We start from the raw sequence: 13,440 nt of genomic DNA on the forward strand, positions 1-13,440 counted from the left end.
CTCCCACAAGCGGGCTAGTTGCGTTGCGCGAAGGCCAGCAGCACGCGGCCGTTCTCTACACGGGTGTGGTGCCGGTGTGCACAGCCGACGTCTGGCGCCACGGCTTCGCCGGACGTCAGCTCGATCTGCCAGTTGTGCAGCGGGCAGGCCACGCGCTTGCCGTAGATCAACCCCTGGGACAGTGGGCCGCCCTTGTGCGGGCAGCGGTCGTCGAGGGCGAAGACTTCATCTGCGGATGTTCTGAACAGCGCGATGTCGCCTTTCGGGCCTGTGACGATGCGTGAGCCCAGCACGTTGATCTCGTCCAGGGCGCAGATATCCAGCCAGTTCATACCGTGGCCTCCTCGAGTTGCACGACCTTGATGGTGTCGAATTCCTTCTTCAGTTGCGGCGTCTCGATGCGCTGCTTCCACGGATCCTGCTCGAACGACAGGGCGTAGTGCAGGCGTGCGGCCAGGGCCTTGCGGTTGGCCTCGTCTTCCAGCACCACTTTCTTGATGTGCTCCATGCCGACGCGCTGCAGGTAGTGCACGGTGCGCTCCAGATAGAAGGCTTCCTCGCGGTAGAGCTGGAGGAAGGCGGCGTTGTATTCGCGCACCTCTTCGGCGGTCTTGACCTTGACGAAGAACTCGGCGACCTCGGTCTTGATCCCGCCGTTGCCACCGATGTAGAGCTCGAAGCCTGAATCCACGCCGATGATGCCGACGTCCTTGATGCCGGCCTCGGCGCAGTTGCGCGGGCAGCCGGAGACCGCCAGTTTGACCTTGTGCGGCGACCACATATTGAACAGATCGTGCTCCAGGTCGATGCCGAGTTGTGTGGAGTTCTGCGTGCCGAAGCGGCAAAACTCGCTGCCTACGCAGGTCTTAACCGTGCGGATGGATTTGCCGTAGGCATGGCCGGAGGGCATGTCCAGTTCCTTCCACACCGCTGGCAGGTCTTCCTTCTTGATGCCCAAGAGGTCGATGCGCTGACCGCCGGTGACCTTGACCATGGGGACGTTGTACTTGTCGGCGACATCGGCGATGCGGCGCAGCTCGGACGAGTTGGTTACGCCACCCCACATGCGTGGCACCACCGAGTAGGTGCCGTCCTTCTGGATATTGGCGTGGGCGCGCTCGTTGATCAGGCGCGACTGCGGATCGTCCTGAGCCTCGCCCGGCCAGGTGGAAATCAGGTAGTAGTTCAGCGCCGGGCGGCAGGTGGCGCAGCCGTTGGGCGTGCTCCAGTTGAGAAACGCCATGGTCTGCGCCATGGAGGTCAGGTGCTGCTCGCGGATGGCCTGGCGGATCTGCCCGTGGTTGAGGTCGCTGCAGCCGCAGATGGCCTTCTCGCTCTTGGGTTTGACGTCTGCTGCGCCTCCGACGGTGCTGATCAGGATCTGCTCGACCAGGCCGGTGCAGGAGCCGCAGGAACTGGCGGCCTTGGTGTGCTTCTTGACCTCGTCGACCGAGAACAGGCCGTTCTCCTGGATCGCCTTGACGATGGTGCCCTTGCATACGCCGTTGCAGCCGCAGACTTCCATGCTATCGGGCATGTTGGCGGTCTTGTCCGCGCCCTGGTGGCCGACGTCGCCGATGGCGCCTTCTCCGAACATCAGATGGTCGCGAATCTCGCTGACGTTGTGACCCTCGCGGATCTGGCGGAAGTACCAGCCGCCGTCGGCGGTGTCGCCGTAGAGGCAGGCGCCGACCAGCACGTCGTCCTTGATCACCAGCTTCTTGTACACGCCACCGATGGGGTCGGAGAGGGTGATGGTTTCGCTGCCTTCGCTGCCCATGAAGTCGCCAGCGGAGAACAGGTCTATGCCGGTGACCTTGAGCTTGGTGGAGGTCACCGAGCCCTGATAGCGCGAATAGCCAAGCTGGGCCAGGTGGTTGGCGCAGACCTTGGCCTGCTCGAACAGCGGCGCCACCAGGCCGTAGGCGATGCCGCGATGACTGGCGCATTCGCCGATGGCGTAGATGCGCGGATCGAAGGTCTGCAGCGTGTCGTTGACCAGAATGCCGCGGTTGCAGGCGATGCCGGCGCGCTCGGCCAGTTCGCTGTTGGGGCGGATGCCGGCGGCCATCACCACCAGGTCGGCCGGGATCACCTCGCCGTCCTTGAATTTCACCGCGCAGACACGACCCTCGCCATTGTCCAGCAGCTCGGCGGTGTGTTTGGGCAGGAGGAACTTCAGGCCGCGATCTGCCAAGGATTTCTGCAGTAGCTCACCGGCGGTGCGGTCGAGCTGACGCTCCAGCAGCCAGTCGCCGATGTGCACCACGGTCACGTCCATGCCGCGCAGTTTGAGGCCGTTAGCCGCCTCCAGGCCGAGCAGGCCGCCGCCGATGACCACGGCATGCTTGTGAGTCTTGGCAGTGTCCATCATCGCCCGCGTGTCGGCGATGTCGCGGTAGCCGATCACTCCGGTCAGATCCTTACCGGGGACGGGCAGGATGAAGGGCGTGGAGCCGGTGGCGATCAACAGGCGGTCGTACTCGGCTTCGCTGCCATCGTCGGCGATCACGCGGCGCGCCTTGCGGTCGATCTTCACCACCGTGCGCCCGAGCAGCAGCTTGACGCCGTTTTCGGTATACCAGTTGAGGTCGTTGAGGATGATGTCCTCGAATGCCTGCTCACCGGCCAGTACCGGCGAGAGCAGGATACGGTTGTAGTTGGGGTGTGGCTCGGCGCCGAACACGGTGATGTCGTACAGATCGGGAGCGAGCTTGAGCAGCTCTTCGAGGGTGCGCACACCCGCCATACCGTTGCCGATCATCACCAGCTTGAGTTTTTGCATGCCGGCTATCTCCTGGGTCAATAGTCACGGAAAGCTGGCTGCCAGAAATGGCAGGCCAGAAAAACAAAAAAGGCGTCCCGCTAGTCACCTAGCGAGGACGCCTTTGTCCAAGTCCCGAGCTCTCGGGAAGTGCGATGCTCTTCGTTGAGCACCGCGCTTTAATCAAGTTGTGTGGTTAGCAATGCAGTGCTTGTGCCAATTTGCCAAAGCCTCAAGTTTGGCGGGTTTCAGGGTGCATAGTGATTGCCCGCACTTTCTGCGGGTGCACCTTTTCAAGGCTGTGAGCGCCGATTTGGTGCGGCGCTGGCCTGTCAGTGACAGGGTTCGACCTTGCCGGCCGTGTGCTCGACCTGAATCGGCACCTGCGTCGTGGCGGCTTGATTGGTTGTTGTAGTGGCATGAGTGGGAAGGGGCAGGGTGAGCAGTGGCCAGGCGGAGAGGCTGGCGATCAGAGCTGCGCGCTGGGCGCGTTGACGCATAGCTGGCATTGCGGTTCCTCCCAAGGTCGCCCTGCACCGGGGCGGCGCAGGGCTTTTATCGTTATGCCCTAAGGCGTAGCAGAGGAATTAGCAACTGTCACGCCAACAGGTCGGTTATCCGACCACACGATTGACCTTGGGGAATTTGGCGCTGAAAGGCTCCGGCATCGGCACCACCTTCGACTGCAGATAATCGAAGAACACGAAGCCGGATTTGGCCATCGCTACCAGCGCGCCGTCAGCCGGACGCGTGATACGGAAGGTGATGTCGCCACCGTACCTGTTGAAGTCCATCACGCCCACCTCGAACAGCAATTGGTCGCGTGCATGAGCTTCGGCGCGGTAGGTGGTGGCCAGGTCGGTAACGATGATGCCGGTGCCTTTGCCGTCGGTTTCGCGGATGCCGAACTCGAAGAGAAAACGGGCACGCGCCTCGGAAATCATCGAGATCATCGAGTCATTGCCCAGGTGGTTGGCGCCATTGATGTCGGTGACGCGCACGGTCAGGTGGGTGCTGTAGTAATACTGGTCTTCGGGGAAGTCGAGGGTCAGGCGCGCCATGATCAGGCCATTGTCGAGGAAAGCGGCGATTGTAAGCCGTCGCGCCTCAGCGGTGCAGGCTGTTGAGGTGATGGAAGGTGACGCGTCCGCCTTCGCTGTCCGGCCCGTAATTGTCCTGAATGTAGGCGCCGGCCTTGAAGTACAGGTGCTGGGTGCTCCAGGCGCTGCTCAACTGACGGTAATAGCTGCCGTCGTCGCCATCCGTGCTGGCCACGCTGACGCCGATGCGTCCGCTGGGCGTAACCCGCAGGTCGTAACCGAAGCGCTCGCCAAGCTGGATGTTTTCGGCCAGCAGGACGTTCTGTACCTCGCTGTCGCCAGGACGGACGCGTAGCAGCATTTCCACCCGGCCCACACCGCGGCGATAGTGATATTGCAGCTTGATCAGCGGGTCATTCTGGCTGCCCGGCACATCGGTGCTGTGGATCTGGCCGATCACCACCTTGTTGCGGCTGGGCACCTGGTCGACTTGCAGCACGGCACTGAGATAGTTGTCCGAACTCGCATGCAGCCAGTTGCCGAGGCTGCCGTCGCGCTGGGTTTCGCGCAGCTCGCTGCGTGGGTAGCGGGCATCGGCCGTGGTCGAGCCGGTGACCGGCACCCAGAAGGTCACGCTACCGTCGGCATTACGGCGAAAGTAGCGGCTCTCATAGCCGTTGTTCAGACGCTGGGTGGTGATGGTGGTGGGCGTTGGTTCGGTGGGAATCGACAGATTCCAGGTGGTGAGGTCGAGCACGGGATTCTCTGCCTGTCGGTTGAATGCCCTAGTTCGTCCGTGCCAGAGGCCAGAGGTTCAACCGCTCCAGCCCTCGAGCCAGAGCGGTTGCTGGTGATCAGGCGGCGGGCCGCTGCTGGCGCTGGTAGAGGAATTCCAGCACGGCAGTGCGATAGGCGTGGTACTGCGGGTCGTTGGCCAGGGCCAGGCGATCGCGCGGGCGCGGCAGCTCCACGCTGAGAATTTCGCCGACGGTGGCAGCCGGGCCGTTGGTCATCATCACGATGCGATCAGACAGCAATACCGCCTCATCCACGTCATGGGTGACCATCACCACGGTGCTCTGGGTTTCGCCGACGATACGCAGCAGCTCGTCCTGCAGATGGGCACGCGTCAGGGCATCGAGGGCTCCGAAGGGCTCGTCCATCAGCAGCACCTTGGGTTCCATGGCCAGGGCACGAGCGATGCCGACACGCTGTTTCATGCCGCCGGAGATCTCGTTGGGGTGCTTGTGCATGGCATGCGCCAGACCAACCATGTTCAGCGCCTGTTCGGTACGAGCCTTGAGTTGCGCCTTGTTTTCGCGCTCGCCGAATACGCGTTCCACCGCCAGGTGCACATTGCCGAAGCAGGTCATCCACGGCAGCAGGCTGTGGTTCTGGAACACCACCGCACGTTCCGGGCCGGGGCCGTCGATCTCGCGGCCGTTACATATCAGACCGCCCTCGTTGGCATCGAGCAGGCCGGCGATCAGGTTGAGTACCGTCGACTTGCCGCAGCCGGAGTGGCCGATCAGGGCGACGAACTCGCCGCGGGCGATACTCAGATTGACCTCGGACAGCGCCTGGAAACGGCCTTTCTTGGTGTCGAAGTGCTTGCTGACGCCGGTCAGCTCCACGAATTTGTCCATGTTCGTCTCCTTAGCTGGTGTAGTCGAAGCGTTTGGCGATCAGCAGCAGGCCTTGCTCCAGGGCGAGGCCGATCAGGCCGACGACGATGATGGCGATGAGAATGTGCTCGACGTTGAGGTTGTTCCACTCGTCCCATACCCAGAAGCCCAGGCCGATGCCGCCGGTGAGCATTTCCGCAGCAACTATCACCAGCCAGGCTACGCCGATGGACAGGCGAATGCCGGTCATCAAGTGCGGCAGCACGGCAGGGAAGAGGATGCGCGTCAGTACCTTGAACTCCGACAACTTGAGCACGCGGGCGACGTTCAGGTAGTCCTGCGGCACGCTGGCAACACCGGCAGCAGTGTTGAGGATGATCGGCCAGATCGAACTGATGAAAATCACCCAGATCGATGCCGGGCCGGCCGCCTCGAACACCAGCAGGCCGATCGGCAACCAGGCCAGCGGTGAGACCGGGCGCAGCAGACTGATGATTGGCGCGAGCATGCCGGCAAGAAAGGCGAAGCGGCCGATGGCGAAGCCCAGCGGGATGCCCACCAGTGCGGCCAGACCGAAGCCGACGCCGACCCGGCCGAGCGAGTTGAGGATGTTCCAGCCGATGCCCATGTCGTTCGGGCCGTTGTCGTAGAACGGGTCGCTGAACAGCACCAGCGCCGACTGCCAGGTGCTCAGCGGCCCAGGCAGGCCTTCGCTGTATTGCGCCAGCAGCGACCAGAAGCCGATGAAGGCGAGGATGCCGAGTAACGGGGCGATGCTGGCCTTGCCCAGGTTACCCAGTGTGGCGCCGCTCGGCAGCAGGGCGGCAGGCGAAAGGCGTGGTTTGGCGATTTGCGGCAGAGGCGTTTTCAGGGGCGCATTCATGTCGACCTCCGCTCAGGCTTTGATGACAAAGGAATCGGCGTAGACGGCCGGGTTGCTGCCGTCCCAGACCACACCGTCGATCAGCGTGCTGCTGCGCAGCGGGCTGCTCGGCACTGCCAGTTTCAGCGCACTGGCGGCCTCGGCGTAGAGCGCTGTCTGATTGATCTGCGCGGCGACTGCCACATAGTCCGGCGCCTCCTTGAGCAGGCCCCAGCGCTTGAACTGGGTGAGGAACCACATGCCGTCGGAGTGGTAGGGGAAGTTGACGCTGCCGTCCTTGCAGAAGGCCATGGCGTGCTCGTCCTTCCAGCTGTTGCCGAGGCCGTCCTCGTACTGGGCGAGGAAGCGCGGTTCGATCACCTGTACCGGTGCGTTGACGTAGGCCTTGCCGGAAATCAGCTTGGCGGTGCTCTTGCGGTTCTCCTCGCTGGCCTCGATGAAACGGCTGGCGTCGAGAATGGCCATGATCAGTGCGCGGGCGGCGTTGGGATACTGCTCGATAAAGGCGCGGGTGGTGCCCAGCACCTTCTCCGGGTGATCCGGCCAGATCTGCTGGGTGGTGGTGGCGGTGAAGCCGATCTTGTCGAAGATCGCCCGTGCGCCCCAGGGCTCGCCGACACAGAAGCCATCCATGTTGCCGACACGCATGTTGGCCACCATCTGCGGCGGCGGCACGACGATGGTCTTCACGTCGCTCATCGGGTTGATGCCGACACTGGCCAGCCAGTAATATAGCCACATGGCGTGAGTGCCGGTGGGGAAGGTCTGGGCGAAAGTCAGCGGGTTGCCGCCTTTCTTGACGTGCTCGGCCAGTTGCGCGCCATTGGTGACACCCGCTTCGCGCAGTTGCCTGGAAAGGGTGATGGCCTGGCCGTTCTGGTTCAGGCCCATTAATACGGCCATATCCCTCTGCGGGCCAGCCAGACCTAGCTGGGCACCGTACATCATGCCGTAGAGCACGTGGGCCGCATCCAGCTCACCGGTGTTGAGCTTGTCACGCACACCGGCCCAGGACGCCTCCTTGCTCGGGGTGATGCTCAGACCGTACTTCTCGCCGAAGCCCTGCGTTGCCGCGACTACCACCGAGGCGCAATCGGTCAGCGGGATGAAACCCACTTTCAGCGCAGCCTTTTCCGGGGCATCGGAACCAGCTGCCCAGGCAGCGCTACGCAGCGAGGCCGGTGCCGAGAGCCCGAGGGCGGCGATACCGCCGAGTGCGCCGGCCATGGCGATGGATTGCTTGAGGAAGTTGCGGCGGCTGCTGTCGACGGTCTTTTTCGAATCACGATCGGTCATGGGCTGATCTCTTTATTCGGGGCATAAAAAAACGGCGTACGTCGGATCACCTCGATGGGAGGAAGGTGATCGGACGGACGCCGTTGTCCGTGATCCTCGGCCCGCCGCCGTTGGCGTGCTACGCAGGATGCTTGCTGTGATCTAGCAAGTGGCTTGCCAGTTCTGGTTTGGGATGCCTCTGCCTTGGGCCGATAACCCGCCGCGCATTATCGGCAGGCCTTCTTGAGGTGCTTGCTGCCTGCTAGAGACAGGGATGTAGCCTGAACCGATGCGCATCGTTATGGGCCAATGTCGTGCACCGCTCTGCCTTGCTGAGCTTTTTTGGGTCGGATGGTACTTCTACGAGGCTGGCTGGATATGCGCCTCTTCGACAAAGTCACGCAACCAGCGCAGCACCTCCACTGCCTCCCAGCGGGCTGGATCGAACAGTGCGTAGGCGAGTCCCTGATAACCGACCACATCCAGTTGCCGGTGATAGCCCGCACGCTGCAAAAGCGCCTCGATCTCGGCGAAACAGCTGTTGAAGTGCTGGCGATTGAACGGAGTGCGACTCTCGGTAACGATGCCTTCGAGCAGCAGCTCATCGACCATCTCGCGCACGCGCTCCAGCGGCATGCGGTTCACTCGGTGTTTCAGCTGCAGTACGTCCAGCATGATGGCGCTCCTGTTTGATCGGTGTTTTACCTGCGGAATAGGGTAATCGAAAAATACTGTACAAATAAACAGTATTAGGTGATAGTGGCCTCACTCAGGCGACAACAACCCGTCCACCGTGCAGATGTGGGCGCCTTGCAAGGGGGTATTGGCAATGCAACAGATGCTGATGACGATTGTGCTATTGGCCCTGCTCAGCGGCTGCGCGCAACCGCAGATCGAGCGACCACAGGCCAACGGCGCCTATCTGGTGATCGAGGGTGACCAGGCCTGGGCCGTGTTGGTTTCCGATGGCCAGCGAGTCGAGGAGGAGGGCGTCGTACTCGACGTGGTTCGTCTGCCCAGCCATCACTCGAACATTGCGGCCAGTTACGTGATCGAAACGCCCAATTGCGGCAAGCTGCAGTGGCTAACCGAGCGGCATGGTGCCGCGGAAGGGGAAACCACGCTGCTGCCGGCGGCGTTCAATGAGCAATTGAGCAAGCCGGGTTGCGTGTTGGCACAAGGCTTGAGCCGAGCCTGGACGGCCCTCGACTATTCCGGCTGACGCGTAGGGTGTGCCGGGCGCCCCGAGGCTCACAGCAGTTAAATTCCCGAAAAAAGCGCCGCGACCTCAACGGAAGCGGCGCTTTTCATTGGCACGCTGTGGCGTGTTTACATCAGGTGCTGCTTGTCGGTCTCGATGGCTGCATCAAGAGTCTCCAGCAGTGCCTTGCGCACCTTCAGCTTGGTGTTCTTGTGCGCGGTCATGTTGATCTTCTTCATCTGCTGCGCCACGGCCTGGGCGGTTGCCAGCAGCTGTTCGGCCGGCACTATCTTATCCAGGAAGCCGGCATCTACCGCGCCTGCAGGGTCGAACATCTCGCCATTGATCACCGAGCGGTGGAATGCCGACTTGCGCAGACGATCACGTGCTAGCTCGATACCCACATGGTGCATGGTCATCCCGATCTGCACTTCGTTCAGGCCGATGTTGAAGGGGCCCTCGACGCCGATGCGGTAATCGGCCGACAGCAGAATGAAAGCGCCTTTGGCCACGGCATGGCCGGGGCAAGCGACGATGATCGGGTAGGGGTGGGCGAGCATGCGGCGCGCCAGGGTCGAGCCGGCAGCCACCAGATTGATTGCATTCTGCGGGCCGGAGGTCATCACCTTCAGGTCGTATCCGCCGGAGAGAATACCCGGCTGCCCGGTGATGATGACAATGGCGCGATCCTGCTCCGCACGATCGAGCGCGGCATTGAATGCGGCGATCACGTCGGGCGAGATAGCGTTGACCTTGCCATTGCTCAGGGTAAGGGTGGCGATGCCGTCTTCGAGTTGGTAGCTGATCAGGTCGCTCATGGCAGTTTTCCTTGTTAGAGCCGTGGGGCCGAATGTGGGCAGAAGGTACTCAGCCGAATCGCTCTGGTAAAGCGCCGCGACTGACCGGTGAGTCAGTGTTTTTGCCTATCGCGGCCATGTCGTATGGCAATTGGCCGAATGCAAAACCTGGGCTTTAAGGTGAGCAGCGTACCGAAGGAGCTGCTCATGAATATCTTCTATTCCATCCTTTATACGGCTGCGGTGATTGGCCTGCTGCTGGTGTCGGTTCTGCTCAGCGAAATCCTTGCCCTGCGTAGCCCATCCGGCGTGCTACTGCTATTTGGCATAGGCTTGTTCACGTCCCTAGGGTTTCTGCTATTCGGTCATATACGCTTCGACGAGCAGCCCTGCGAGGAGCCCGACGAAAACCCGCTGCGCTCTTAAGCGCATGAATCCTTTAAAAAAAATTTGCCATCGGAAAAACATTCGACTACATTAGCGCACCTCGACGGGCTGCACGGCCAATCGAGATCCGGTGAAGTGTCCGAGCGGTTGAAGGAGCACGCCTGGAAAGTGTGTATACGGGAAACCGTATCAAGAGTTCGAATCTCTTCTTCACCGCCACTTTCGCAATACCTAAAGCCCTGAAAGCTAACAAGTTTTCGGGGCTTTTTGCTTTCTGGCTTTCGGCAGGTGTCGAAAAAGTGTCGAAATGCCAGCTTTCTGTCTTTCAGACGTGCCGCTTCTTGTTTCAGAATGCCAGCTCCATGGACGTGAGGCGGATCAGGATGCGGGTCAATTACGTATTTATCGACTACGAGAATGTGCAGGCTACATCGCTACGCTTGCTGCAGCCGGAGCATTTCAAGCTGCGTGTTTTTCTCGGGCCGAATAATTCGAAGCTGCCCACTGACCTTGTGACTGCAATCCATCGGCTTCATGAGCGAGCTGAGTACATCCAGATGGATACGCCGGGCACTAACGCTCTGGATTTCCATATCACGTACTACCTAGGTGTTTTGTCGGCGGCGGATCCAGTTGGTTACTACCACATAATCTCCAAAGACAAAGGCTTTGATCCGTTGATCAAGCATCTGAAATCGAAGGGACTCACGGTTGTTAGATCAGAGAGCATCGAGCAAATGCCTTGCTTCGCTGCGACTGTTGTTGCGCCTAACCCGCCTCAGAAGGCCGCTACGCCAAATCCACCAAAACCTGCGCCTAGCCAGCCTAAAAAGCCTGAGCCGGCAAAGGCCTCGCCATCAAAAGCGACGGATAAGAACCAAGATGCTCTTATCAAGCTGGTAGTCGCAGATCTGATCGCCAGGAAGGCTTCGAAGCCGCGAACGATAAAAACGTTGATGAACACCATTCATTCCAAGCTCGGCAAAGACCGCGCTCTTAGTGAGATAGAGCAGATCTACAAGGTCATGCGTCAGCGAGGCCTGGTGAAAGAGGCTGGTACGAAGGTGTCTTACGCGCTACCGAGTGGGAAATAACGGATTGAGTGTCAAAGCATCCTGCAAATGATCGGGCGACAGGTGTGCATAGCGCATGGTCATCGCCAAAGACGTATGACCCAGGATTTTCTGTAGCGTCAGGATGTTCCCGCCCCGCATGACGAAGTGACTGGCGAAGGTGTGCCGCAAGACATGAGTGGCCTGGCCGGCCGGGAGCTTGATTGAGGTCTTCTCCAGGACCCTGCTAAAGGTCAGTATGCAGTTGGTGAACAGGCCGCGTCGCTTGAAGTAGACGTGCAGTGCCTTCTCCAGTGCGCTATCGATAGGAATCGACCGGGTTCGTTTCGATTTGGTGTTGGCGAAGGTCACCATGCCGTTCCGCACACGCTCAGGTGTCAGCGCTTGGGCTTCTCCCCATCGAGCACCCGTACTCAGACAGACGCGAGCGATCAGGCCGATGCCTGGGCTAGTCGTGCGTCCGTCCAGGGCCTCGAGCAGTTCCGCTATCTGGCAGGTCGACAGGAAGGAGATAGGGCGTTCCTGAAGGCGTAGCGGACGTACCTTGGCCAGCGGGTTGGGGTAGTCGATATCGCCCAGGCGGTGCAGTTCGTTGAACAGCGCTTTCAGGTAGCCCAGCCGGTTATTCATGGTCTTACCCTGAATGCCAGCCTTTAGCAGCTCGCTTCGCGTTTCGCAGAAGGCGTTGCCGGTAAGCTTGATCGCGATAGGGTCACCTAGATCCTTGGCCAGATTCTGCAGGGTGCGGAGTATGGCGGTACCGTCAGCTAGGGCGTGGCCGTGCAGTTCGTGGTAGCGGGTGCAAAGCTCGGAGAGGCGGCGACGGTCTTTCGGCTTGGGCGTCCAGGCAGGGGATTCGATGCAGTTGGCCCGGCAGGTTGCCTCAAAGCGCTGGGCTTCACCCTTGGTCTTGAAGGTCTTGCGAAAGCGCCGGCCCTTGATGGGCTCAACGTCGACTTTCCAGCGGCCATCGCTCAGTTGCTCAATTGCCATGATGTCGGCCCCGGCCAAGAGCGTGAACGTCAGCGTGTTTGTCTTGTTTGTGTATTTGGCAAACAAACATCAGACAGCACGCCCCCAACGCACATGCCGTTCTTCAAGAATGCCTTTGATGTGCTTATACAGCCCGTCTTCATCCATGCCCTTGGCGGCATAGTGGTCGCGGATCACCGGCCAGCACTCCCAATCCTTGAGCCGATAGAAAGCCTTTCTAGCGCCCACTCGCTCCCGTGCCAGCAGGCTGACGAAGTTTCCCAGGAACAGTTCCACGTTCTTGCCGGAGAAGCCCCGTGAGGTCTTGTATTGGCGCTTGTACTCGGTTTCGTCCACCAGGGAATCGACCGGCAGATCGACGCGCACGTCGTCACGGATCAGCGTCCAGATGGGTTCGAAGTAACCAGGGCGAGCCAGCAACTTGAATTGGCGTAGGCCATAGCGCCACAGGCCGTCGAGGTGCGGAGCAAAGGCGGCGTAGCTGTTGGTTTCGATGGCCTGGTTTGTGTGTAGATCAACAGAGCCCGAAGCGAATTGCTGGATGACAGAGTGGTGATAACGCAGCTCGACACGCCACACGTCTTGCTCGGGGTTGTAGTTGTCCGGGTCGGTTTCGTCGAAGCTATCGCGACGCCTCCAGACGCCTTCCCAATAGTCGAGTTTATCGATGGCGCGGGCCTGTTCGGTCTTGTTGTAGATACCGAGCTGGACGCCTCCAGCGGAGCCGAACAGATACGACTGGCCTTTGCCGTAGGTGGCAGACTCCAGCGTCCACTGGATTTCCTTGATGCCGGAAATATCACGGGCTGCACGTGCGCGGCAGTGCATACGGGCTACCAGATCGGCAGGCGGTTGCCAGCCTTGGAGGTCAAGCGCGAGGTGAACGGCGCATTGGTTGCGTTCGACGTTGGTCAGGACGTGGCTGGCGTAGTAGTCCAGGCGTTCTTGCAGGCGCTCAGGTGAGAAGGTGTCGATAGCGTGGGGCGAGACTTCGATTTTCAGGTGGGGGCCGATGTTCTCAAGCTTGGCGTTGAAATTCTTCACCAGCAGGATGATGCCAAGGTCAGCGTTTTGCAGCTTGTACTGGTAGCCGGAATCCTTGCTGACACGCCCCGAGTGCCAACGCTGGCCAGCGAAATCGACGATGGTGCCGGGCTTCTCGAACAGGCACATGATTTCAGGGCGGATCAGGCCACGGTACAACTGGCGGACGGTATCGACGCTACAGGCCAGGATTCGGACGTTGGAAAGGTCAGTTATCCGAGCGGTCATGCTGTCGAAGAACAGCCTACCGGTTGGAGTTTTCTTGAACTCACGATCTACGCGGAGTAGGTCTTTAACTGCCATTTTCTAATGCTCCAAATAGTGCCGAATCGACACGTTTAACCTTGGTTTATCTGAC

At 60.5% G+C, this 13,440-nt stretch carries 15 protein-coding genes and 1 tRNA gene; 4 read left to right on the top strand and 12 right to left on the bottom strand.

Going from position 1 to position 13,440, the window contains the following annotated elements:
- Positions 1-14: 14 nt before the first annotated feature.
- The 9 genes from nirD to C7A17_RS22355 form a co-directional block, all read right to left on the bottom strand.
- Positions 15-332 carry a nitrite reductase small subunit NirD gene (nirD, locus tag C7A17_RS22320; RefSeq protein ID WP_106740675.1) on the bottom strand — a complete coding sequence of 106 codons (318 nt, stop codon included), beginning with the start codon at positions 330-332 and terminating at the stop codon, positions 15-17.
- Positions 329-2,785, bottom strand: coding sequence for a nitrite reductase large subunit NirB (gene nirB / locus C7A17_RS22325; RefSeq protein ID WP_106740678.1), 2,457 nt, complete (start codon positions 2,783-2,785; stop codon positions 329-331). Before nirB ends, nirD begins: the two co-directional genes overlap by 4 nt.
- 311 nt (positions 2,786-3,096) lie before the next feature.
- Entirely contained in the window at positions 3,097-3,273 is a 177-nt protein-coding gene (locus tag C7A17_RS26835) for a hypothetical protein (protein WP_158704697.1), read from the bottom strand.
- Between the two features lie 105 nt (positions 3,274-3,378).
- Complete coding sequence (locus C7A17_RS22330; RefSeq protein ID WP_106740680.1) at positions 3,379-3,825, bottom strand: thioesterase family protein; 447 nt, start codon at positions 3,823-3,825, stop codon at positions 3,379-3,381.
- Between the two features lie 46 nt (positions 3,826-3,871).
- The gene (locus C7A17_RS22335) at positions 3,872-4,561 is read right to left on the bottom strand and encodes a polysaccharide lyase family 7 protein (RefSeq protein WP_106740683.1); all 690 of its coding nucleotides are present in this window, start codon (positions 4,559-4,561) and stop codon (positions 3,872-3,874) included.
- A 97-nt stretch (positions 4,562-4,658) separates the two neighbouring features.
- Complete coding sequence (locus C7A17_RS22340; protein ID WP_106740686.1) at positions 4,659-5,450, bottom strand: ABC transporter ATP-binding protein; 792 nt, start codon at positions 5,448-5,450, stop codon at positions 4,659-4,661.
- A gap of 10 nt (positions 5,451-5,460) precedes the next feature.
- Positions 5,461-6,312, bottom strand: a complete 852-nt coding sequence (gene ntrB / locus C7A17_RS22345; protein ID WP_106740688.1) for a nitrate ABC transporter permease — start codon at positions 6,310-6,312, stop codon at positions 5,461-5,463.
- A gap of 12 nt (positions 6,313-6,324) precedes the next feature.
- On the bottom strand, positions 6,325-7,608 hold the full coding sequence (locus C7A17_RS22350; RefSeq protein WP_106740691.1) for a CmpA/NrtA family ABC transporter substrate-binding protein: 1,284 nt from the start codon (positions 7,606-7,608) through the stop codon (positions 6,325-6,327).
- Between the two features lie 339 nt (positions 7,609-7,947).
- Entirely contained in the window at positions 7,948-8,262 is a 315-nt protein-coding gene (locus C7A17_RS22355; protein WP_036999637.1) for a hypothetical protein, read from the bottom strand.
- Positions 8,263-8,416: 154 nt separating this feature from the next.
- Between C7A17_RS22355 and C7A17_RS22360 the strand changes: the two genes are divergently transcribed.
- Positions 8,417-8,809 (top strand): hypothetical protein, encoded by a 393-nt coding sequence (locus tag C7A17_RS22360; protein WP_106740693.1) that lies wholly within the window; start codon positions 8,417-8,419, stop codon positions 8,807-8,809.
- Positions 8,810-8,916: 107 nt separating this feature from the next.
- On the opposite strand, the gene C7A17_RS22365 is transcribed toward C7A17_RS22360, so the two are convergent.
- Positions 8,917-9,606 carry a crotonase/enoyl-CoA hydratase family protein gene (locus tag C7A17_RS22365; protein WP_106740696.1) on the bottom strand — a complete coding sequence of 230 codons (690 nt, stop codon included), beginning with the start codon at positions 9,604-9,606 and terminating at the stop codon, positions 8,917-8,919.
- 186 nt (positions 9,607-9,792) lie between these two features.
- Here C7A17_RS22365 and C7A17_RS22370 point away from each other — a divergent pair, with 186 nt between their 5' ends.
- The 3 genes from C7A17_RS22370 to C7A17_RS22380 all read left to right on the top strand — a co-directional run bounded on the left by C7A17_RS22370 (position 9,793) and on the right by C7A17_RS22380 (position 11,066).
- The gene (locus C7A17_RS22370) at positions 9,793-10,011 is read left to right on the top strand and encodes a hypothetical protein (protein ID WP_106743106.1); all 219 of its coding nucleotides are present in this window, start codon (positions 9,793-9,795) and stop codon (positions 10,009-10,011) included.
- 90 nt (positions 10,012-10,101) lie between these two features.
- Positions 10,102-10,191 (top strand) — tRNA-Ser (locus tag C7A17_RS22375).
- A 164-nt stretch (positions 10,192-10,355) separates the two neighbouring features.
- Positions 10,356-11,066: a PIN domain-containing protein gene (locus tag C7A17_RS22380; RefSeq protein ID WP_234035833.1), complete on the top strand. Its 711-nt coding sequence runs from the start codon at positions 10,356-10,358 to the stop codon at positions 11,064-11,066.
- Here the strand turns inward: C7A17_RS22380 and C7A17_RS22385 are convergent.
- Positions 11,049-12,038, bottom strand: a complete 990-nt coding sequence (locus tag C7A17_RS22385; RefSeq protein ID WP_106743109.1) for a phage integrase — start codon at positions 12,036-12,038, stop codon at positions 11,049-11,051. The genes C7A17_RS22380 and C7A17_RS22385 overlap by 18 nt on opposite strands.
- A gap of 69 nt (positions 12,039-12,107) precedes the next feature.
- Entirely contained in the window at positions 12,108-13,385 is a 1,278-nt protein-coding gene (locus C7A17_RS22390) for a hypothetical protein (protein WP_106740698.1), read from the bottom strand.
- Between the last annotated feature and the right edge of the window lie 55 nt (positions 13,386-13,440).

The organism is Pseudomonas mendocina (assembly GCF_003008615.1).
Lineage (GTDB): Bacteria > Pseudomonadota > Gammaproteobacteria > Pseudomonadales > Pseudomonadaceae > Aquipseudomonas > Aquipseudomonas mendocina_C.

Excerpts from the sequence above, each read along its gene's own strand:
- nirD (WP_106740675.1), bottom strand. The coding sequence starts at position 332 with ATGAACTGGCTGGATATCTGCGCCCTGGACGAGATCAACGTGCTGGGC.
- nirB (WP_106740678.1), bottom strand. The coding sequence starts at position 2,785 with ATGCAAAAACTCAAGCTGGTGATGATCGGCAACGGTATGGCGGGTGTG.
- C7A17_RS26835 (WP_158704697.1), bottom strand. The coding sequence starts at position 3,273 with ATGCCAGCTATGCGTCAACGCGCCCAGCGCGCAGCTCTGATCGCCAGC.
- C7A17_RS22330 (WP_106740680.1), bottom strand. The coding sequence starts at position 3,825 with ATGGCGCGCCTGACCCTCGACTTCCCCGAAGACCAGTATTACTACAGC.
- C7A17_RS22340 (WP_106740686.1), bottom strand. The coding sequence starts at position 5,450 with ATGGACAAATTCGTGGAGCTGACCGGCGTCAGCAAGCACTTCGACACC.
- ntrB (WP_106740688.1), bottom strand. The coding sequence starts at position 6,312 with ATGAATGCGCCCCTGAAAACGCCTCTGCCGCAAATCGCCAAACCACGC.
- C7A17_RS22350 (WP_106740691.1), bottom strand. The coding sequence starts at position 7,608 with ATGACCGATCGTGATTCGAAAAAGACCGTCGACAGCAGCCGCCGCAAC.
- C7A17_RS22355 (WP_036999637.1), bottom strand. The coding sequence starts at position 8,262 with ATGCTGGACGTACTGCAGCTGAAACACCGAGTGAACCGCATGCCGCTG.
- C7A17_RS22360 (WP_106740693.1), top strand. The coding sequence starts at position 8,417 with ATGCAACAGATGCTGATGACGATTGTGCTATTGGCCCTGCTCAGCGGC.
- C7A17_RS22365 (WP_106740696.1), bottom strand. The coding sequence starts at position 9,606 with ATGAGCGACCTGATCAGCTACCAACTCGAAGACGGCATCGCCACCCTT.
- C7A17_RS22370 (WP_106743106.1), top strand. The coding sequence starts at position 9,793 with ATGAATATCTTCTATTCCATCCTTTATACGGCTGCGGTGATTGGCCTG.
- C7A17_RS22380 (WP_234035833.1), top strand. The coding sequence starts at position 10,356 with ATGCGGGTCAATTACGTATTTATCGACTACGAGAATGTGCAGGCTACA.
- C7A17_RS22385 (WP_106743109.1), bottom strand. The coding sequence starts at position 12,038 with ATGGCAATTGAGCAACTGAGCGATGGCCGCTGGAAAGTCGACGTTGAG.
- C7A17_RS22390 (WP_106740698.1), bottom strand. The coding sequence starts at position 13,385 with ATGGCAGTTAAAGACCTACTCCGCGTAGATCGTGAGTTCAAGAAAACT.